Source organism: Brevundimonas sp. 374, from assembly GCF_900102995.1.
Lineage (GTDB): Bacteria > Pseudomonadota > Alphaproteobacteria > Caulobacterales > Caulobacteraceae > Brevundimonas > Brevundimonas vesicularis_C.
This window is the reverse complement of sequence record NZ_FNKT01000002.1, coordinates 1-21119: the sequence shown is the minus strand read 5'-3', so window position 1 is coordinate 21119 and position 21119 is coordinate 1. Positions and strand designations below refer to the sequence as shown.

Below are 21119 nucleotides of genomic sequence, written 5' to 3'. Positions count from 1 at the left end.
CTCCGGCCTGGGGAGGCCCGCATCCATGGCTGCCATCTACTCCGACCTGAAGGGCAAGACCGTCGTCGTCACCGGCGGCGCCGGCGGCATTGGCGAGGGCATCGTTCGGGCCTTCCACGCCCAGGGCGCACAGGTTGGCTTTCTGGATATCGACGCCGAACGCGGGACCAAGCTACAGGCCGACCTGGGGCAGGACGCGTTGTTCGTCCCCTGCGACCTTACCGATATCCCGACGCTGAAGGCCGCCATCGGGACGGTGCGTGACGCCTTCGGCCCCATCGATATTCTGGTCAACAACGCCGCCCATGACGAACGTCACGCCACGCTGGAGGTGACCGAAGACTATTGGGACGGCCGAATGGCCGTGAACCTGAAGCACCAGTTCTTCGCCGCCCAGGCCGTGCTGCCTGACATGAAGGCGACGGGCAAGGGCGCGATCGTCAATCTGGGGTCGACCTCCTGGGTCATCGGCCAAGGCGGCATGGCCGCCTATACGGCCTGCAAATCGGCGGTGATCGGCCTGACGCGCTCGCTGGCCCGAGACTTCGGCCAGTTCGGCGTTCGGGTGAACGCCGTCGCGCCCGGCTGGATCATGACCGAGCGGCAACTCGAGCTCTGGGTCACGCCGGAAACCGAAAAAGACATCTACGCCAACCAGTGCCTCAAGCGCCGTCTCGTGCCGGACGACATCGCCCGCGTCGTCGTCTTCATGTGCTCGGATGAGGCGGGGGCGATCACCAATCAACACTATGTCGTCGATGGCGGCTGGACCTGAAATGACCGACAATTCCAAGACCGCAAAGCCGCTCCGCAGCCGCGCCTGGTTCGACAATCCCGAGAACCCGGACATGACGGCGCTCTATCTGGAGCGCTATCTGAACTACGGCCTGACGCGAAAAGAGCTTCAGTCGAACAAGCCGATCATCGGCATCGCCCAGACCGGCTCGGACCTGTCGCCCTGCAACCGTCACCATCTGGTCCTGGCCGAGCGGGTGCGCGAAGGCATCCGCGAGGCGGGCGGCATCGCCATGGAGTTCCCGGTCCATCCGATCCAGGAAACCGGCAAGCGCCCGACCGCCGGTCTGGATCGCAACCTGGCCTATCTGGGTCTGGTCGAGAGCCTCTACGGCTATCCGCTGGACGGCGTCGTCCTGACCATCGGCTGCGACAAGACCACGCCCGCCTGTCTGATGGCCGCCGCCACCGTGGACATTCCCGCCATCGCCCTGTCGGTCGGCCCGATGCTGAACGGCTGGCACAAGGGCGAGCGCACCGGGTCCGGCACCATCATCTGGAAGGCGCGTCAGATGATGGCGGCCGGCGAGATCGACTACGACGGCTTCATCGAACTGGTAGCCTCGTCGGCCCCGTCGGTCGGCTATTGCAACACCATGGGCACGGCGACGACGATGAACTCGCTGGCCGAGGCGCTGGGGATGTCGCTGCCCGGCTCGGCCGCCATTCCGGCGCCGTACCGCGAGCGCGCCCAGGTCGCTTACGAGACGGGCCTGCGCATTGTGGAGATGGTGCGTGAGGATCTGAAGCCGTCGGATATCCTGACCAAGGAAGCCTTCCACAACGCCATCGTCGTCAACTCGGCCATCGGCGGCTCGACCAACGCCCCGATCCACCTGACCGCCCTGGCCCGCCACGCCCATGTCGATGTGCGGTTGCAGGATTGGCAGACCGAAGGCCTGCACGTGCCGCTGCTGGTCAACCTCCAGCCCGCCGGCGAATACCTGGGCGAGGACTATTTCCATGCCGGCGGCGTCCCCGCCGTCGTCTCCGAACTGATGAAACAGGGGCTGATCAACGAGCACGCCCTGACGGTCACCGGCAAGTCCATCGGCGAGAACTGCAAGAGCGCCGAGATCCAACTGCCCGATGTCATCAAGAGCTTCGACGCCCCGATGAAGACCGACGCTGGCTTCGTGGTCTTCACCGGCAATCTGTTCAACTCGGCCATCATGAAGCTGAGCGTGATCTCGGACGAGTTCCGCGAACGCTATCTGTCCAACCCCGACGATCTGAATGCCTTTGAAGGCCCGGCCGTCGTGTTCGACGGGCCCGAGGATTATCACCACCGCATCGACGACGAGAGCCTGGGCATCACCGAGCAGACCCTGCTGTTCATGCGCGGCGCCGGCCCCATCGGCTATCCGGGCGCGGCCGAGGTCGTGAATATGCGCCCGCCGGCATACCTCATAAAAAGGGGCGTCAGTGCCCTGGCCTGCATCGGCGACGGGCGCCAGTCCGGCACCTCCGGCTCGCCCTCGATCCTGAACGCCTCGCCCGAGGCGGCGGCGGGTGGAAACATCGCCCTGCTGAAGACCGGCGACCGGGTCCGCATCGATCTGAACACCGGCCGCGCCGACATCCTGATTTCGGACGCGGAACTGTCCGAGCGTCGCCAGGCGTTCGAGGCGGCAGGCGGCTACAAATACCCCGCCTCCCAGACCCCTTGGCAGGAAATGCAGCGCGACGTGGTCGGCCAGCTGGAAACCGGCGCCGTGCTGGAGCCCGCCGTCAAATACCACCGCATCGTCGATACCATCGGCCTGCCGCGCGACAACCACTGACGGGGCTAGAGCGTGATCGGTCGAGGTGGGATCGCTTCGCGATTCCGCTGACGCCGGGATCAGGCTCCACGATTTCGCTCCAGGCGTCACCGTCTTATCGCAGCGGCGGCGCTTTGCAGTTGGCGGTGATGAAGGCATCGTGCGTCGGCATCCGCGCCACGCCCTGCTGGATCATCGCCTTCATCTTCTGCAACCATTGCTGGACCTGCTCCAGAGGAATGGTCTCCGTGATCGGATCGTGTCGCTCGGGGATGACGCCCTGGCCGAGCAGCACGGCGATCCAGCTCGTCTCCTGAAACAGCTCGTCCTCGTATCGGAAGATGCGGCCCCGGCTGCGGAACTGGTCCATCTTCTGCTTCAGCGTCTCGGGAATCGGCATGGCCCGCACATGGCGCCACAGAGGCGAGTCGTCGCGCGCTGTGGCATGATAGTGCAGGATGATGAAGTCGCGGATCCGCTCGGTCTCCAGCCGCATCATGCGGTTATAGTTGTCGATATCGGCTTGGGCGAAGCCGGTGTCGGGGAAGTGCAGCAGCAGTTTGGATATGCCCGACTGCACCAGATGGATGCTGGTCGATTCCAGCGGTTCCAGGAAGCCCGACGCCAGGCCCAGGGCTAGGCAGTTCTTGTTCCAGGTCTTCTTGCGGCGACCGGTGGTGAACCGCAGGAAGTTGGGTTCGGCCATCGCCTCGCCGTCCAGGGAGGCGCGCAGCCTGGCCTGGGCCTCGTCGTCCGAGATGAAGGGGCTGCAATAGACATAGCCGTTTCCGGTGCGGTGCTGCAGCGGAATGCGCCAGCGCCATCCCGCTTCAAGGGCCGTCGATTGGGTATAGGGCGTCGGATCGCCGACCCGGGTGCAGGGCATGGCCACAGCACGGTCCGCCGGCAGCCAGTGGGTCCAGTCCTCGTACCCCGTCTTCAGCGCCCCTTCGATCAGCAGGCCGCGGAAGCCCGAACAGTCGATGAAGAAGTCCGCCTCCAGCTCGCGTCCGTCATCCAGTCGCACCGACTGGATAAAGCCGTCGCCGTCGCGCAGGCGCACGTCGGCGATCTTGCCCTCATGACGCACGACGCCTTGCGACTCGGCGCGCCGGCGCAGGAAGCGCGCATACAGGCCGGCGTCGAAATGGAAGGCGTAGGTCATCTGCGAGCCGGCGCCGCGCGGGTCGGCGTCAGGCCGGGTGAAACGGCTCATGCGCGCCGCCATCGTCGTGACGGAATAGGCGTCCAGGTCATCGTCCAGCCCCGCCTTGTTCAGCCTTAGCCAATATTGGTGGAAGGAGGCGGCGTCGATGCGCGTGCCATAGGTTCCGAACGGATGGAAATAGCTCCGGCCCTTCTGGAACCAGTCGTTGAACTGAATACCCAGCTTGTAGGTGGCTTGGGTGGCGCGGACGAATTCGTTCTCGTCGATGCCCAGCAACTGGTTGAACAGCAGGATCGGCGGAATGGTGGCCTCGCCGACGCCGACCGTGCCGATAACCTCGGACTCGACCAACTCGACCTTCACCGTGCCGCGCGTGACGTGCGCTAGTGCGGCGGCGGCCATCCAGCCGGCCGTGCCGCCCCCGACGATCAGAATACGCTTCAGTGGGGCAGGGATCATCGTGCGTAACCGGTGAAGGTGGTGGAATGGTCGGGCAGGGCGGCCGCCGCCCGCGCAATCAGTTGCGCGAACTGCCGGGCCTGTCGATCCACGGTCTCCAGATCATCGATACAGACCAGCGGAGACGGCTGTTTGGGCCAAGTGCCCAGGCCGGTGAACACCGCAGCCCAACTGTCTTCGCGGAAAGATTCGTCCTCCAGCAGGCCGACCTCCCCGCGCGCGTGGAACAGTTCGATCTTTTCCATCAGCGTATCGGGCGGCGCCGTTTCGCGGCATCGGTCCCACATCGCGCCGGCGCGACCGGCCAGATGATAGTGCAGGATGATGAAGTCGCGGATGCGCTCGAACTCCTGGGCCGAGCGTCGATTGTATTCGCGGATCAGGGCCGGATCGAAGCTGCGGTCGGGGAACATCTCCAGCAACCGCCCGATGCCGGTCTGGATCAGGTTGATGCTGGTAGACTCCAGCGGTTCGACGAAGCCGGACGCCAGACCCAGCGACACCACATTGCCCTTCCAGGCCTCGCGTCGCCGCCCGGTGACGAACCTCAACCGATTGGGCTCAGCCAACGGCTCCGATTCGATCTGGTCCAGCAGGTCGTCCAGCGCCGTCTGATCGTCCACATGGTCGCTGGAATAGACATAGCCGTTGCCGACCCGGTGCTGCAGGGGAATGCGCCACTGCCAGCCGGCCTCTCGCGCACGCGCCGTGGTGATGGGCTCGGGGGCCAGAGTCGAACTGCACGGCACGGCGACCGCGCGGTTGCACGGCAGCCAGTGCGTCCATTCCTCATATCCCGCCCGCATCGTCTGTTCGATCAACAGGCCTCGGAAACCCGAGCAGTCGATGAACAGGTCTGCCTCGACCTCGCCGCCGTCTTCCAGCGTCACGGCTCGCACCAGACCGGTCTCGCCGTTACGATCCACACCCGTGATCCGCCCTTCGCGCCGGACGACGCCCATCGTCTCCGCCAACGTCCTCAGCCGCCGTGCAAACAAGCCGGCGTCGAACTGATAGGCGTATGAATAGTGGGACAGCACCGAACGGCTGTCCTCGACCGGCGGGGCGAACTTGCCGGCGCGGGCCATGGCCGTCGGCATGGACCAGGGATCAAGGCTGTCGATCCGACCGGCGGCCTTCAGGCGAAACAGATATTGCCGCCAGGCCTGTCCAGCGACGATGGGGCCATAGTCGCCGAAGCCGTGGAAATACTCCGAGCCCGGCGCAGTCCAGTCCTTGAAGGCGATGCCCAGTTTGGCGGTCGCGGCCGTCGAGCGGATGAAATCCTCCTCGGACAGCCCGATCGTCTGGACGCACTGTCGGATGGGCGGGATCGTGGCCTCGCCCACGCCCACCGTGCCGATGGATTCCGATTCGAGCAGGGTGATCATTAAGGCCAGACCCTGGGCGCGGGTGAACGCTCGGCCCAATGCGGCGGCGGCCATCCAACCCGCCGTGCCGCCGCCCACGATGGCGATGTGGCGCACCGGTTCTGGCTGTTCGCTCATGCTTCTTCCCCGTCGCCCGCTTGGCGCGGATCCTGTGTCGGCATCTAATAGCCGAGGATCGTCGCGGGGCTATTGTGGTAGCGCTAACAGAAAGTGCTTTTCAGCTCATGAAAACTTGTGCATCCTTGAAAGGTGATCATGCCATCGAAGGGTGGGTGAGTTCACGTCGGGAGGGATGTCGCCCTACGTCGTCAATAAGCGACGGGCGCGACCAGCAGGAAGGTTCTGAGACCGATGTCTCGTCAAAATCACGTTCGTCGCGTCGCTCTGCTTTGCGGAGCATCCTTGCTTACGGTCGCGGCGACGCTGCCGACCGCCGTGTTGGCCCAACAGGCCCCGGCCCAGTCGGGTGATGCGACGACGGTCGATGAGGTTGTGGTCACCGGCATCCGCGCCCAGCTCCGCTCGGCCCAGGCCATCAAGAAGAACTCAGAGGTCATCGTCGATTCGGTGACCGCGGTGGATATCGGCGCCCTGCCGGACCGCTCGGTGTCGGAGGCCTTGCAGCGCATTCCCGGCGTCACCCTTCAGCGCACGAACGCCGCACGCGACCCGGCCCGTCTGGCGGCAGAGGGCGGCGGCGTCTTCATCCGCGGCCTGTCGTGGGTGCGTTCCGAAACCAACGGCCGCGACATCTTCTCGGCCTCGAACGGTCGCGGGCTCAGCTTCGAGGACGTGTCGGCCGACCTGCTCGCCGGCGTGGACGTCTATAAGAATGTCGCCGCCAACATGATCGAGGGCGGCATCGCCGGCACGACCAATCTGCGGACCCGCGTTCCCTTCGACAACAGCGACCCGCTGTTGGCGATCAACGCCGACTACAACTACGGCGACCTGTCCGAAAAAGGCTTCTGGTCGGGCAGCATCTTGGCGACCGATCGTTGGCAGACCGGCATCGGCGAGATTGGCCTGCTGGCCAACGTCAGCGTGTCCAACGTCGGCAACCGCACCGATTCGATTTCGGTCGACCGCTATGATCCCGTGACCCTCAACGCAGGCAACGCCAGCACCGACGGTTCGGGAACGGCCGGCGAGACTGTGTTCGTGCCCAAATATCTGGGCTGGCGTACGATCGACTGGGAGCAGAAGCGCACCGCTGTCGCCTTGGCCGCCCAATGGCGCCCGAACGATCAGTGGCTGTTCACCCTGCAGGGTCTGGCTTCGCAGGCAGACGCCTACAACGTCGAATATGCGCTGGGCACCGACAGCATCGTCTCACCCAACTCCAGCTATCGCTATGACGACCAGAACGTCTTCGTGAGCGGTAATATCCCGGCCGCGACCTGGAACACCGACACCCGCGTCGGCGACGACACCAAGAAGACCAGCGATGTTGCGCTGAACTTCCAGTACACGCCCGGCGGCGCCTGGTCGTTCTCAGGCGATCTGCAATATGTGAAGTCCTCGGCCGAAATCTATTCGATGACGGCCTTCACCCAGCTTCAGAACCGTCCGGACCTGTCGATCACCATCGACGGCGATCTGCCGACCGTGACCTCCACCGGCGGCACGCCGGAAGACAAATCCGCCTACTGGTGGGCGGCGGCGATGGATCACATCGAGGACAACGAAGCCGACGAACTGGCGGGTCGTCTGGACGCCCGTTACGACTTCGACGAGAACTCGTCCTTCTTCAAGTCCGTCGCCTTCGGCGTTCGCGGCACAGAGAAGAACTACACCAACCGCCAGACCGGCTATAATTGGGGCCTGTTGTCCAATCAGTATTGGGGCAACGGCGGCGGCGCGGTCGTCTATCTGGACGACACGGGCTATCCGGGCGGCACGCAGGATCCGCGCCTGCCCAACTCATCGACCCTCTATCGTTTCGACAACTTCTTCCGGGGCGACGCGCCGGTGCCCGGCGTAGCGTGGTTCCCGGCTGAAAGCCTGCTGAACCAGGGCACCGCCTACGCCTACGATATCTTGCGCAACACCGAGAGTTCCGGCTGGGGCTGGACGCCGCTCAGCGACGACTATGAAAGCTATCGCCTGGGCGGCGGCAACGGCGGCATCACGGAGCTGACCGAAAAGACGCAGGCCGCCTACGTCTATGCCCGCTTCGGCAATGACACCGGCTTCTTCGGCCGCGCCTTCGACGGCAACATCGGCCTGCGCGCGGTGGACACCAAGACCGCCTCCAACACGGTGACCACCCTGCCGTCCATCCAGGGCGCCTGTCCGCCGGCCAACGCGCCCGGCGCCAACTGCGCGGCCTTCAATCAGGCGGTTCAGTTCGTAAACGGCGGATCCCTGGACGGACAGCCGGTCGAAAGCAGCTACACAAACTGGCTGCCCAGCCTGAACCTGCGTGGGTTCCTCAGCGACACCCTGCAGGCTCGCTTTGCGATCTCGCGCGCCATGGTGCGGCCCGAGATGTATCAACTCCAGCCGTTCACCAACCTGTCGATCAACTTCCAGCCCGACGGCTACACCCTGAACCCGACCACGCCCTTCACCGGCGTGGGCGGCAATCCAGCGCTGCGTCCGATCACGGCGACGAACTACGACGCCAGCCTGGAGTGGTATTTCGCGCCCACCGGAAGCCTGACGTTCGCGGCCTTCCATAAGGACATCAAGGACTACATCTTCACCGGCACGGAAACGCAGTCGATCACCAACGGCGGCGTCACCTACGACTTCCTGATCACGCGCTACACCAACGGCGCCGAGGGCACGGTGGACGGGTTCGAGCTGGCCTATTCGCAGTTCTTCGACTTCCTGCCGGGCGCCTTCAGCGGCCTCGGCTTCCAGGGCAACTTCACCTACATTAGCTCGGACGGCGGCAAGAACACCAGCCAGAACATCCTGGACACGACCCAGAACGGCGCCGCCGCAGACAGCACCCTGCCGCTCGAGGGCATGTCTCGCACCAGCTACAACGCCGCCATCCTCTATGAGAAGTACGGCATCTCCGCGCGCCTGGCCTACAACTGGCGCGAGGAATATCTGCTGACGACTTCGGCGGCGAACGTGAATGCGCCGGTATGGGCCAGCGACTACGGCCAACTAGATGGTTCGATCTTTTATAACCTGACCAAGGACATCAAGATCGGCGTCCAGTCGACCAATATTCTGAACGAGCGGACGGTCCTGAAGGTGGGCAGCGAGACCCGCAAACCGCCTTACAACTGGGTCGATACCGACCGCCGGATCGCGGTGGTGCTGCGCGCCGCCTTCTGATCGGGCTTTGACAACGGGGCGCCGGCGGTCGTCGGCGCCCCGATCTTTTTCTTGTCGACGTTGGGAGGCGGCGATGGGCTATTTCACACGCGGGTTCGCCGCAGCCTTATCGGCCGCGACCCTGGTCGCCGCCACAGCTTCGTCGGTTCTCGCCCAGTCGCCCATTCCGCAACTGGTTGAACAGAATGGCCGTCACGCCCTGATGGTGGACGGCGCGCCCTTCACCATCCTGGGCGGACAGGTCAACAACTCGTCCAACTATCCGGCGCCCCTGGCCCAGGCCTGGCCGGCGCTCCGTTATATCGGCGCCAATACGGTCCAGATCCCGCTGGGTTGGGAACAGATCGAGCCGGAGGAGGGGCGTTTCGACTTCTCCTTCGTCGATCACGCCATCGAACAGGCCCGCGCCAACGACATGCGCGTCGTCTTCCTGTGGTTCGCCACCTGGAAGAACACGGCCCCGGCCTATGCGCCCGCCTGGATCAAGCTGAACCCCGAGCGGTTCCCGCATCTGATCGAGAAGAGCGGCAAGGAAAGCTACGCCCTGTCGCCCTATGGCGCCGAGACCCTGGCCGCCGACGCCCGCGCCTTCGCCGCCCTGATGCGCCACATCCGCCAGGTGGATGAGCGCGAACGCACCGTCATCATGGTCCAGCCCGAAAACGAGGTCGGCACCTACGGCCCCGTGCGCGACTATTCCCCCGCCGCCCGCGCCGCCTTCGACGGCCCTGTGCCCCAGGCGCTGCTGGACCGCACCGGCAAGGCGCCCGGAACCTGGGCCGCCGTCTTCGGCAAGGACGCGGACGAGTTCTTCCACGCCTGGTCCATCGGCCATTACGTCGGTCAGGTCGCCGCCGCCGGCAAGGCCGAATATCCGCTGCCGATGTACGTCAACGCCGCCCTGCGCGACCCGACGAACGATCAGGATCCCGCCACCTACGCCTCGGGCGGCCCGACCTGGAACGTGATCGAGGTCTGGCAGGCCGCGGCCCCGTCCATCGATTTCCTGTCACCCGACATCTACACGCGCAAGTCCGGGGAATACGAAGCCCACCTGGATCGCTATGCCCGGCCCGACAACGCCCTGTTCGTCGCCGAGACCGGCAGCGACACCCAGTACGCCCGCTATCTGATGGAGACGCTGGGTCGGGGCGGCATCGGCTTTTCGCCCTTCGGCATCGATTACACCGGCTATTCCAACTATCCGCTGGGCACCAAGGAGATCACCGAGAAGACGCTGGAACCGTTCCGCGACCTCTATCGCCTGATCGGACCGTGGCAGCGCACCTGGGCGCGTCTGGCCTTCGAGGGCAAGGTCTGGGGCGCAGCCGAACCCGACGACCGCAAGCCCGAGGTCATCGACCTGGGCGACTGGACCGCCACCACCGGCTATCAGCGCTGGCAGTTCGGACCAAGCAGCCAGCCCATCGATCCCAATGACGTGCCTGCCGCCTCGGCCCAGCCGAACGGGGCCATCGCCATCGCCGAGATCGAGCCGGGTCAATTCATCCTGGCCGGTCACCGCATCCGCATCGACTTCGCCGCCAAGCCTTCGACCGATGGCAAGCGCCGCATGGTCCTGCGCGTCGAGGAAGGCCATTTCGACGACGCTGGCAAATGGGTGTTCGAACGCATCTGGAACGGCGACCAGGTCGATTACGGCCTGAACTTCTCCACCGATCGACCGCAGCTGCTGCGCGTCGTCACGGCCACCTACTGAACCCTGCAAGAGTAACGCGAGCGCCCGCCATGATCCCGACCCTCGCCCGCCGCCTGTTCCTGGCCGCCCTGATGACCGCCCCCCTGGCCGCCTGCGCAGGGCAGGGGCTGATGAACGGCGCCTCCGCCGGCGCCATCCAGCAGGCGGCGTTCGAACGCACCGCCAGCGGCATTGTCGTCACCCCGGCCGAGGGCGCCGCCCGCCGCGTCCGGCTTGAGGTCTATGGTCCCGAGACGATCCGAGTCACCGCGACCGAGAACGCGAACTTCGACCTGCCGGCCAGCCTGATGGTCACGGCCCAGCCCTCGACCACGACGCCGTTCCAGGTCGAGACTCGCGGCGACCTGGTCGTGCTGAAGACCGCCGAAGCGACGGCGGAAGTCTCGCGCGAGACCGGCGCCGTTCGCTTCCTCGACGAAAACGGCCAGGAGGTGCTGAAGGAGCGGCCCGGCAGCCGCGAACTCAGCCCCGTCACGGTCGAGGACCAGCAGGGCGATCACCGCTTCCTGGCCACGCGTCAGGTGTGGGAAAGCCCCGACGACGAGGCCTTCTACGGCCTGGGTCAGCACCAGCAGGGCGTGATGAACTACAAGGGTCACGACGTTCAGTTGGCCCAGCACAACATCGACGTCGGCATTCCTTTGGTCGTATCCAGCCGCAACTACGGCGTCCTGTGGGACAACAACTCGATCACCCGTTTCGGCGACCCGCGCCCCTACGGCATGATCGCGGACCAGCTCATCGTCCGCGACGCCACCGGGCGGTTCGGCGGCCTGACCGCCAGCTACTATCAGAACGACCAGCTCAAGGTTCAGCGTCAGGAGACCGAGGTGAACTATGAGTTCATCCGCGAATGGTCGCGCTGGCCCGAGGGCTTCAAGTCGCAGCCCGGCCAGCCGGTCCAGACCGGCGACATGGGCAAGCCGGGCCAGGCGGGCGTCAAGGTGGTCTGGGAAGGCACGCTGGAAACCGCGACCGCCGGCCTGCACAAGTTCCGCCTCTATTCCTCGGGCTATGCCAAGGTCTGGATCGACGGGCGGATGGTCGAGGACAACTGGCGCCAGAACTGGAACCCGTTCGATCACGACTTCCAAGTCCAGATGGCTGCCAATACGCGCGTGCCGATCAAGATCGAATGGATCCCCGAAGACGGCTATATCTCGCTGCGTCACCAGGATCCGCTGCCCGCCGTCGATCAAGGCGCGCTCAGCCTGGCGTCAGAGGTTGGGACCGCCATCGACTACTACTACATCGGCGGCGCTGATCTGGACGGGGTGATCTCGAACTATCGCGGTCTGACCGGCAAGTCGGTGATGCTGCCCCGCTGGGCCTACGGCTTCTGGCAGAGCCGCCAGCGCTACAACACCCAGACCGAGGTGGTGGACACGGTGCGTCGATACCGCGAGCTGGGTCTGCCGATCGACAACATCGTTCAGGACTGGTTCTACTGGCCTGAAAACGCTTGGGGCTCGCATCAGTTCGACCCCGCGCGCTTCCCGAACCCGACCCAGATGGTCAAGGACGTTCACGACATGAACGCCAACATCATCATTTCGGTCTGGCCGAAGTTCTATCCGACGACCGAGCATTACAAGCAGCTGGACGCGATCGGCGGCATGTATACCCGCAACGTCGATGTCGGCGCGCGCGACTGGGTGGGACCCGGCTACGCCAACAGCTTCTACGACCCCTATCTGCCCGCCGCCCGCGACCTGTACTGGAAGCAGATGTCCGACAGCTTCAAGGGCATGAACTTCGACGGCTGGTGGCTGGATTCGGTCGAGCCGGACATGCACTCCAATCTGGACATTCCCGAGCGGACCCTGCGCATGGGGCCGACCGCCATCGGTCCCGGCGCCTATGTCTTCAACTCCTATCCGCTGGTCAACGCCGAGAACGTCTACAACAACTTCCGGCGCGAGAAGGGCGACGAGCGGACCTATATCCTGACCCGCTCTGCCTGGGGCGGCCTGCAACGCACCGGCTCGACCCTGTGGTCGGGCGACGTGGTGGCGCGCTGGGACAATCTGAAGGACCAGATCTCGGCGGGCGTGAACACCGGCCTGTCGGGCCTGGCCAACTGGACCCACGACATCGGCGGCTTCGCGGTCGAGACGCGCTACTCCAATCCCGCCGGCATGAAGCCCGAGGACAAGGCCGAATGGGACGAGCTAAACCTGCGCTGGTTCCAGTTTGGCGCCTGGTCGCCGATCTTCCGTTCGCACGGCGAGTTCCCGCTGCGCGAGGTCTACAACTTGGCTCAGCCCGGCACGCCGCTCTACGACGCCTATGCCGCCCAGCTGCGGACCCGCTACCGGCTGATGCCCTACATCTACAGCCTGGCCGGCGACGTCTATCAGCGTGACGCCACCATCATGCGCGGCCTGGTCATGGACTTCCCGTCCGACCTCAAGGCGCGCGACATCAACGACCAGTATCTGTTTGGCCATGCCCTGCTGGTTGCCCCGGTCACGGAATACAAGGCGCGCAGCCGCTCGGTCTATTTCCCGCAAGGCGCCGACTGGTACGACATGCTGACGGGCCAGAAGTTCGCGGGCGGTCGTTCCGTCACGGTCCAGGCGCCCGAGGACAAGATCCCGGTCTTCGTCCGCGCCGGCTCCATCCTGCCCACCGGCCCGGCGATCCAGTACACGGCCGAGAAACTGGACGGCCCGCTGACGCTTATCGTCTATACCGGCGCCAACGGTTCGTTCTCGCTGTATGAGGATCAGGGCACGACCTACGCCTACGAGCGCGGCGAGTTCTCGAATATCCCCATGACCTGGAACGACGCGACCGGCGTCCTGACCATCGGTGCGCGGACGGGTTCGTATCCGACCATGCCGGCGAACCGCACCATCAATGTGCGCTTCGTCAGCGGGCCGGGCGCCGATGTCGGCAACTTCGACGCCGCCCCGGCCAAGACGATCCAGTACGACGGACAGGCTGTGGAGGTTCGGCGCTAGATCGAGACAGAGCATCGACATCGGACACGATGTCGATGCTCAACCTGTTGTCTTGACGAGACTTTGAAGAAAGATCGGGGCGCTTCCCATACAGGGTGTCCAGCGGCCTTATGATCGGGACCTGATCTTTGACATCCTCGCCCCCCGATCCCGACGGCGGCGAAGAATTCACTCGGCCTTCCGGCTGATGGTCGGACGGCCGGAAATTGCACTGTCTTGCACTTTGCACGCCATTTCGGGGTGCAGTGCAATTTCGAACCTTCCGCTGCGGCGGACAGACAGGAGGCGCGGATGCGCTCGTTCTTGCTTGCCGCCGCGGCTGTCGCCGCGCTCACAGGGGCTTCGCCCGTCCAGGCGCAGGTCCAGCCCCAGACGGTCGTCACGCCCGCTCTTTTCGACGCCATGTTCCAGGACCACGCCGTCCTGCAACGCGGCCGTCCGATCAAGGTGTGGGGCAGGGCCGCGCCCGGCGCCGCCGTCTCGGTCAGCCTGGGTCAAGCGCAGATCCAGGCGACGGCCGGCGCCGACGGCGTCTGGCGTGCGACTCTTCCGACCCTGACCGCCGGCGGCCCCTATGTCCTGACGGCCCGGTCGGCCGGCGCGAGCCAGAGCGTCTCCGACATCATGATTGGGGATGTCTGGCTGTGTTCGGGCCAGTCGAACATGGAGTTCGCCGTCCGCCAGGCCACGAATGCAGAGAGCGAGATCGGCGCCGCGAACGACGCCAAGATCCGCCTCTTCCTGGTCGGTCGTTCCAGCCTGCCGGCGCCGTCCGCCGCTCCGCGCGCCGTCGGCCAGTGGCGCGTCACCAGCCCGCAAAGCGTGCGCGACTTCTCGGCCGCCTGCTACTTCATGGGCCGCGACCTGCGTCGTACCGAAGACGTGCCGGTCGGCCTGATCGCCGCCTCCTGGGGCGGGTCGATCATCGAGGACTGGCTGAGCCGCGACGCCGTCGAAAAGCTGGGCGGGCATCAGGAGGCGTTGAAGGCGTTGGACGCCTACGCCCGTGATCCGGGCCAAGGCGACGCGATCTGGCGTCGTGTGACCCAGGACTGGTGGCGGACCAACGATCCCGGCACGAAACAGGGCTGGCACTTGGCGCGCACGAACGACGCCGACTGGGCGCCGATCCTGGCCGAGGGTTTTTGGGAGTCCACCGTGCCGGGGCTGGCCACCTTCGACGGCATCGTCTGGCTGCGCAAGGAGGTAGAACTGACCGCCGCCCAGGCCCGTCAGGCCGCGACGCTGGAGCTGGGGCCCGTGGACGACGCCGACGTCACCTGGATCAACGGCCAATACATTGGCGGCCAGCAGGGCTGGGATACGCCGCGCACCTACGCCGTACCTGCCGGCACGCTGAAGGCCGGCCGTAACCTGATCGCGGTCGGCGTGCTGGACACGAACGGCGGAGGCGGCGCCTGGGGACCGGCGGCGAACAAGCGCCTGGTGCTCGCAGACGGCACGACCGTCAGCCTGTCGTCGGGCTGGCGTCACCGGGTCGCCGCCCCGCTGGGCGACCTGCCCAATCCCCCGCGCACGCCCTGGATCGGTGGCAGCGGGACGACGACCTTGTACAACGGTATGATCGAACCCCTGGGCGCCTATGGCCTGAAGGGCATGGCCTGGTACCAGGGCGAGTCGAACATCGGCGACTATGTCGGCTACCGCCGTCTGCTGCCCGCCCTGCTCGCCGACTGGCGCGCCCGGTTCGAAAACCCCGAGATGCGGATGCTGGTCGTGCAACTGGCGAACTTCGGCCCGATGGCCAGCCAGCCGACCAACTCCTATTGGGCGGCCCTGCGCGAAAGCCAGCGCACGGTCGTCAACGCCGATCCTAAGGCGGGCCTCGCCGTCGCTATCGACATCGGCGACCGCTACGACATCCATCCCACCAACAAGCTGGAAGTGGGGCGACGTCTGGCGCTGGAGGCCCGTCGTCTGGACGGCGAGACGCAGCCCGTCTCGCCGCAGCCGGTGTCTTTGACCCGCGCCGCCGATGGCGTCCACGTCCGCTACGCCGCCTCGGCTCAGCTGATCGCCTATGGCTCCAACCGCCCCCTCGGGTTCGAGCTGTGCGGGGCCGACAACGCCTGTCGCTTCGTCGATGCGACGCTTTCAGGGGACGAGGTCGTCTTGTCGTCCGTGATGGCGAGCGACCTCAGGGTTCGCTTCTGCTGGGCCGACAGCCCAATCTGCAACCTCTACGGCCCCGCCGGTCTCCCGGCGGTCCCGTTCGAGGCGGAGATCCGCTAAGCGGTCAGACTAGCCCCGCGCCCCTCAGCCGCATGGCGGGCGCTGTGGCGACGGGCCGTTGGGCCGGCAGGTCGATGGTCAAACCCTCGGCCGTCTGACGGAAGGGCAGGGCGCCGCCGCCCAGCAGTTCGACCGCCTCGACACGCCCCACCTGCGGGGTCAGCGCCCGCACGACCATCTTCCGGTCCTGCGGCCAGTCCAGCGCGAAGGCGTAGAGGACCTCGCCCTTGGTGGTGAAGCGGATGTCCTCGCCGGTCCATGGCCGCGCCGCGCCCTCGCCATGCATACCTCCCACGACCGCCGTCGGCCCCTCGCCATAGATGCGCCAGGGCCGGGTGTCGAAGATGGCCTCGCCGTTGACGGTCATCCAGGCGGCGATCTCCGTCAGGATCTGCCGCTCGTCGCTGTCGATCGATCCGTCGCCGCGCTGGGGGATGTTCAGCATCAGGTTGCCGTTCTTGGAGACGACATCCACCAGCCGCTGCACCACGCTGTGGGCCGGGACATAGTAGTGGCCGGTGAAGCGGGCGCGGTTGTAGTGCCAGTCGCCGATGCAGGTGTCGGTCTGCCACGGCTCGGGCTTCAGGCTGTCGGAGAAGCCGCGCTCGACCGTCTCCACGATGCCCTTGCGCTGCCGGTCGTCCAGCCGCTTGCCGTTCACAACGGGCAGTTCGCCGCGCCAGGCGATGGAGGCGTTGTAGAACTCGGCCGTCGCCTCCAACCCGTACCGCCCCAGCGGCAGGCCGTAGTTGTCGAAATAGACCATGTCCGGCTTGTATTTGGTGATCAGGTCCCGCTGACGCGCCACCCAGGACCGCACGAAGGCCGGGTTGTTCGCCGGCGGCGTCTCGATCCACTGACCGTCGCGCGCATCGTGCCAGGCGTTCATCTCGGGGATGGAGCTGATCCCCTCAGGCGGGGCGAAGGTCGGGCCGGTGTAGAGCTCCTGCGGGTCCAGCCCGTCCCACCATTTGCCGGCGCCGTCGGCCTTGGTCAGGCGCGCCGCGTCATAACGCACGCCCTTCAGCGGCCCCTCGGCGTCATAGCCGTAGGCCGTCTGCCACCAGTGCCAGGCGTGGGCCGCATGGTTCGATACGGCGAACCGGAGGCCCCGCGCCCGCACCGCCTTCTCCCAGGTGCCGACGATGTCGCGCTTGGGCCCCACCCGCATTACGTTCCATTCGTGATGGGCGCTGTCGAACAGGTCCAGATTGTCGTGGTGGTTGGCCATCGACATGATGTAGCGGGCGCCCGCCGCCTGATAGAGGTCCAGCAGGCCTTCGGGATCCCACTGGTCGCCTTTGAACTGGTCGATCAACTCCATGAAGCCGAACCGGCTGGGGTGGCCGTAGGTAGCGACGTGGTGCTCGTAGAAGGGATTGCCCTGGATATACATCTGGCGGCCGTACCAGTCGCCGAACTCCGGCACGCACTGCGGCCCCCAGTGCGACCAGATGCCGAACTTTGCGTCCCTGAACCACTCCGGCGTCTTGTAGCCCGCCGCCAGACTGTCCCACGTCGGCTTGAACGGCCCGGCCGTCGTCGCGCCCGGCATGGTGGCGCACGCCCCCAGCATGGAAGCGGACGCGCCGGCGCCCAGAAGTCCGCGTCGAGACAGGGTCATGCGGGTTCTCCATAGACGACGCCGCGTCCGTCGGTGGCGACATAGACCCGGCCGAAGATGCGCGGATCGCCGGCCACGGCCCTGAAGCGGCGCCCATATTCATGGCGGTCGTCGTTGACGCGCATCCACGTCCGTCCCTTGTCGTCGGAACGCAACACGCCCCGCACCGGACCCTGCGTGCCAATGGCGAACAGGGCAGGGTAGGTCGAACCGGCGGGCGGCTTGCCGAAGTCCATCATCTCGACGCTCAGCCCCCCATCGACATGGTCAAACCGCTGACCGCCGTCGCGGCTGTTATAAAGCCCGCTGCGCGATACCAACCACAGATCGCCCTCGTGATCGGGCGTCGCCTTCAGCGGGAAGGCGGTCTCGCGCCAGGTCGGGCGATCGTCGGCGGTGTTCGCAGGCAGGCCGCGCGACGGCACGGCGGCGAAGCTCTCGGCGCCGTCCACGCTGACGAACCAGGCGCCAGTGCGGAAATCCAAGGCGTAGAACAGCATCGGATCCTTGCGGTCGGCCACCGGCCGCAGCAGAGGCGGCAGGCCCGCCGTGGGCTTCCACGTCCGTCCCCGATCCCGCGACCAGACGACCTGGGGTGTCGCCAGCACGAACGTCGATCCGTCCGACGACACCGTGATCGGGGCGTCGCGATACAGGTCCATGCGCGGATTGTCGGCGACGACCGCCGTCTCGCCCGAAGCCGGCCGGGGACGACCCAGCGGCTTCCAGGTCAGCCCAGCATCGTCCGACCAGGCCAGGGTCGAGCCATCATGCCCCTCCGAGGCGACGCCCTCGTGCGGCGTGCCGCTGCGCACCACGATGTCGGGCGCGGCGCCCGCATAGTCGATCTGATTGGTGTTGGCGAAGACGGGGGTGGTGAACTGGCGCTGGGGCGAGCGGTTCAGGTCTTCATGGGCGAAGCCGGATATGTCGCCGAAGCCGGTCAGCAGTTGCGGTCCCTTCGGCGGACTGACCAGGGTGATGACGGCCGTCTGTTCGATCCCCTCGACCCATGGGGTCCAGTCTGTCGGCTGTTCGCGGTCGGCGGCAGACAGGTTGCGCGTCTCATAGACGGTGGCCCCGGTCGCATAGACCAGACGATCGCCGTTGAACGGGTCCAGCGCCAGGGCGGCGATCCACCAGCCGAAGTCCGGTCGCGCGTTGCCCCAGTTCAGATAGGGGGTCGCGCTGACGTCGTGGCGGGCCGCCTCTCGCAGACTTATCCAGCTTCGGCCATCGTCGGTGCTGCGCCAGATGGTGTCGCCCGGCCGCCAACGATTGAGCGTCGAGACCATGACCACGCCCGGCCGCTTGCGGTTCAGCGCGATCCCCATGAAGCCGCCGGACGACCGGGGCGGGCTGATGTCGGTCCAGGCGCCGGTGTTGGTATCCAGCCTCCAGACTGCGCCGTCCGCTACGCCGTTTGGCCCGATGCCCAAGGTGCAGGTGACATAGAGGACGCCGCGGTCGTCCAACTCCGCCTTGACCGCCGACAGTTCGGCGCGCGGCCCGCCCGCCACGGCCTGCCAGGTCCGACCGGCGTCGTCGGAGCGATAAAGCGCGTGTTCGTGCGGATCGGCGACGCCGACGAGTAGGGTCTTCGACTGCTGGCCGCGCGTCCCGCTGCGCGGATCGAAGACGACGAAGCTCAGCCCGCCGTGGGTGGCGCGGTCGCTGGGCATTCCTAGGCCCTTGAGCGGAAACCCGTCCACCTTGCGCCAACTGGCACCGCCGTCGGTGGAACGCTGCAGGCCGTCGTGGCGCGATCCGAAATAGAGGATGCGGTTGTCGTTCGGATCGATCGCCAGCCGTTCGCCCAGACCCCGGCCGTCTTCATTTCCGCCCATGCGGAAGGGCACTTCGGTTCGCCGCCATGTCTCGCCACGATCGGTCGAGCGCAGCATCACGCCGGGGTCGTCCCTGTGAACGCCCGCTGCTGCGTGGACGATGTCGGGATCGACCGGATCGGCGGCGATGCTCTCAATCCCGAAATCGCCGGACAGCGGACTGGAGTCCATCAGCGGCGACCAGCGACCGTCGGCCGCATCGAACCGATAGGCTCCGCCCATGTCCGACCGCGCATAGGCCAGGCCTCGCTCGATCGGACTGAATACGATGCCGGGAATGAAGCCGCCTGCGCCCACGACGACATTGCGCCATACATAGGGCGCAGGTTCGCTCGCCAGCACCTGACCAGCTGTCGCCATGGCCCCGGCGGCAAACGCCATCAGGCCGGCTGTGCGTCGTGTCACGCTTGTCGTCATGCCGCCGTTCCTCCCTCACCGGCGACGTTGCTTCATCGCTCAATGTTAGCGCTAACTTCGGCAGTTGACATCATTGTCATAGGTGCATCAAGTTGCGTCTGTAAAAATCAGGGCGTCGGTCAACGACGTGTCGGGAGCGAACCTCGGGTTCAAACGGATTTCGCCGCTTTCGGCGCGCAGGGCGACGCCTGGATTTTTTCACACCCTGAGCGAACTTCCGGTGCGGCCTGAATGGTCGCGCCGGGTTTTTCGTCACATAGTTTCGCCGACAGCCCGACGGACCCGACATGACCCTCCGTATCCCGAATGCGCGCCGCAGCGCTGTTTCCGCCCTCGCACTGGGCGTCGCGCTCGCAACCGGCGCCTGCGCCGCAACCGGAGCGACCCGCACGGCACCGGTTCAGGCCGTCACGCCCCAGGCCTCCATCGTAACCGACGCCACGCGCGCCCATCCGGCGCTTTGGCCCCGCGCGGCCTCGCCGGCGGCGATGACGGATGCGGCGACGGAAGCCTTCGTCACCGAACTGATGAGCCGGATGACGCTGGAGGAGAAGGTCGGCCAGACGATCCAGGCCGATATCGGCTCGATCAAGCCTGAGGACCTGCTGACCTATCCGCTGGGCTCGATCCTGGCGGGCGGCAACTCGTCGCCTGGCGGGGACGAGCGCGCCTCGGCCCAGAAATGGGTCGAACTGGCTCAGGCCTTCCGCGCAGCGGCGGCCCAGCGTCCGGGCGCCAAGGTGCCGCTGATCTACGGCATCGACGCGGTGCACGGGCACAACAACATCGTCGGCGCCACCATCTTTCCGCACAACATCGGCCTGGGCGCTGCGCGCGATCCCGACCTGATCCGCCGCATCGGCGAAGCGACGGCGCTGGAAGTCGCTGTGACAGGCGCCGACTGGACCTTCGGCCCGACCCTGGCCGTGCCTCAGGACGACCGCTGGGGCCGGACGTATGAAGGCTATGCCGAGAACCCCGAGGTCGCCAAAAGCTACGCCGGCCCCATGACCCTGGGCCTTCAAGGTTCGCTCTCGGCCGATCATCCGTTGACCCCCGGCCATATCGCCGGCTCGGCCAAACACTTCCTGGCCGACGGCGGCACCACGGGCGGCAAGGACCAGGGCGACTTCGCCGGGTCCGAACAGGAGATGATCCGCACCCATCTGTCCGGCTATCCCCAGGCCATCGACGCCGGGGTGCTGTCGATCATGGCCAGCTTCTCCAGCTGGAACGGCGTCAAACACTCGGGCAACGAGACCATTCTGACCGACGTGCTGCGCGGCCCGCTGGGCTTCGACGGCTTCGTGGTGTCGGACTGGAACGCTCAGGGCCAGCTGCCGGGCTGTTCGAACGAAAGCTGCGCCCTGGCCTTCAACGCCGGCATCGACATGTTCATGGCGCCGGACAGCTGGAAGC

The 21119-nt window shown here is 66.1% G+C and carries 11 protein-coding genes; 7 read left to right on the top strand and 4 right to left on the bottom strand.

The window, feature by feature from the left end:
• Window positions 1-25 precede the first annotated feature (25 nt).
• Window positions 26-775: an SDR family NAD(P)-dependent oxidoreductase gene (locus BLR19_RS07510; protein WP_091749253.1), complete on the top strand. Its 750-nt coding sequence runs from the start codon at window positions 26-28 to the stop codon at window positions 773-775.
• Between the two features lies 1 nt (window position 776).
• A complete protein-coding gene (locus BLR19_RS07505) occupies window positions 777-2579 on the top strand; it encodes an IlvD/Edd family dehydratase (RefSeq protein WP_091749250.1) in 1803 nt (600 codons plus the stop codon).
• Window positions 2580-2673: 94 nt separating this feature from the next.
• On the opposite strand, the gene BLR19_RS07500 is transcribed toward BLR19_RS07505, so the two are convergent.
• Both BLR19_RS07500 and BLR19_RS07495 read right to left on the bottom strand, forming a co-directional pair.
• A complete protein-coding gene (locus tag BLR19_RS07500; RefSeq protein ID WP_091749247.1) occupies window positions 2674-4185 on the bottom strand; it encodes a tryptophan halogenase family protein in 1512 nt (503 codons plus the stop codon).
• On the bottom strand, window positions 4182-5693 hold the full coding sequence (locus BLR19_RS07495; protein WP_091749244.1) for a tryptophan halogenase family protein: 1512 nt from the start codon (window positions 5691-5693) through the stop codon (window positions 4182-4184). The genes BLR19_RS07500 and BLR19_RS07495 overlap by 4 nt, the downstream gene beginning before the upstream one ends.
• A gap of 285 nt (window positions 5694-5978) precedes the next feature.
• Between BLR19_RS07495 and BLR19_RS07490 the strand changes: the two genes are divergently transcribed.
• The 4 genes from BLR19_RS07490 (at window position 5979) to BLR19_RS07475 (ending at window position 15812) form a co-directional block, all read left to right on the top strand.
• Window positions 5979-8873, top strand: a complete 2895-nt coding sequence (locus BLR19_RS07490; RefSeq protein ID WP_255366512.1) for a TonB-dependent receptor — start codon at window positions 5979-5981, stop codon at window positions 8871-8873.
• Between the two features lie 73 nt (window positions 8874-8946).
• Window positions 8947-10593, top strand: coding sequence for a DUF5597 domain-containing protein (locus BLR19_RS07485; protein ID WP_091749237.1), 1647 nt, complete (start codon window positions 8947-8949; stop codon window positions 10591-10593).
• A gap of 29 nt (window positions 10594-10622) precedes the next feature.
• The gene (locus BLR19_RS07480; protein ID WP_091749234.1) at window positions 10623-13559 is read left to right on the top strand and encodes a TIM-barrel domain-containing protein; all 2937 of its coding nucleotides are present in this window, start codon (window positions 10623-10625) and stop codon (window positions 13557-13559) included.
• A 291-nt stretch (window positions 13560-13850) separates the two neighbouring features.
• The gene (locus BLR19_RS07475) at window positions 13851-15812 is read left to right on the top strand and encodes a sialate O-acetylesterase (RefSeq protein ID WP_091749231.1); all 1962 of its coding nucleotides are present in this window, start codon (window positions 13851-13853) and stop codon (window positions 15810-15812) included.
• A 4-nt stretch (window positions 15813-15816) separates the two neighbouring features.
• Here BLR19_RS07475 and BLR19_RS07470 read toward each other — a convergent pair whose 3' ends face one another.
• Together BLR19_RS07470 and BLR19_RS07465 are read right to left on the bottom strand one after the other, a co-directional pair.
• Window positions 15817-17436 (bottom strand): alpha-L-fucosidase, encoded by a 1620-nt coding sequence (locus BLR19_RS07470; RefSeq protein WP_091749228.1) that lies wholly within the window; start codon window positions 17434-17436, stop codon window positions 15817-15819.
• On the bottom strand, window positions 17433-19688 hold the full coding sequence (locus BLR19_RS07465) for a beta propeller repeat protein (RefSeq protein ID WP_218119369.1): 2256 nt from the start codon (window positions 19686-19688) through the stop codon (window positions 17433-17435). Before BLR19_RS07465 ends, BLR19_RS07470 begins: the two co-directional genes overlap by 4 nt.
• Before the next feature lie 299 nt (window positions 19689-19987).
• Between BLR19_RS07465 and BLR19_RS07460 the strand changes: the two genes are divergently transcribed.
• Window positions 19988-21119, top strand: a 1132-nt coding sequence (locus BLR19_RS07460; RefSeq protein ID WP_369818846.1) for a glycoside hydrolase family 3 protein, incomplete at its 3' end; no start/stop codon positions are given.

Coding starts and splice junctions, on each gene's coding strand:
- BLR19_RS07510 (WP_091749253.1), top strand. CDS start 26: ATGGCTGCCATCTACTCCGACCTGAAGGGCAAGACCGTCGTCGTCACC.
- BLR19_RS07500 (WP_091749247.1), bottom strand. CDS start 4,185: ATGATCCCTGCCCCACTGAAGCGTATTCTGATCGTCGGGGGCGGCACG.
- BLR19_RS07475 (WP_091749231.1), top strand. CDS start 13,851: ATGCGCTCGTTCTTGCTTGCCGCCGCGGCTGTCGCCGCGCTCACAGGG.
- BLR19_RS07505 (WP_091749250.1), top strand. CDS start 777: ATGACCGACAATTCCAAGACCGCAAAGCCGCTCCGCAGCCGCGCCTGG.
- BLR19_RS07495 (WP_091749244.1), bottom strand. CDS start 5,693: ATGAGCGAACAGCCAGAACCGGTGCGCCACATCGCCATCGTGGGCGGC.
- BLR19_RS07485 (WP_091749237.1), top strand. CDS start 8,947: ATGGGCTATTTCACACGCGGGTTCGCCGCAGCCTTATCGGCCGCGACC.
- BLR19_RS07480 (WP_091749234.1), top strand. CDS start 10,623: ATGATCCCGACCCTCGCCCGCCGCCTGTTCCTGGCCGCCCTGATGACC.
- BLR19_RS07470 (WP_091749228.1), bottom strand. CDS start 17,436: ATGACCCTGTCTCGACGCGGACTTCTGGGCGCCGGCGCGTCCGCTTCC.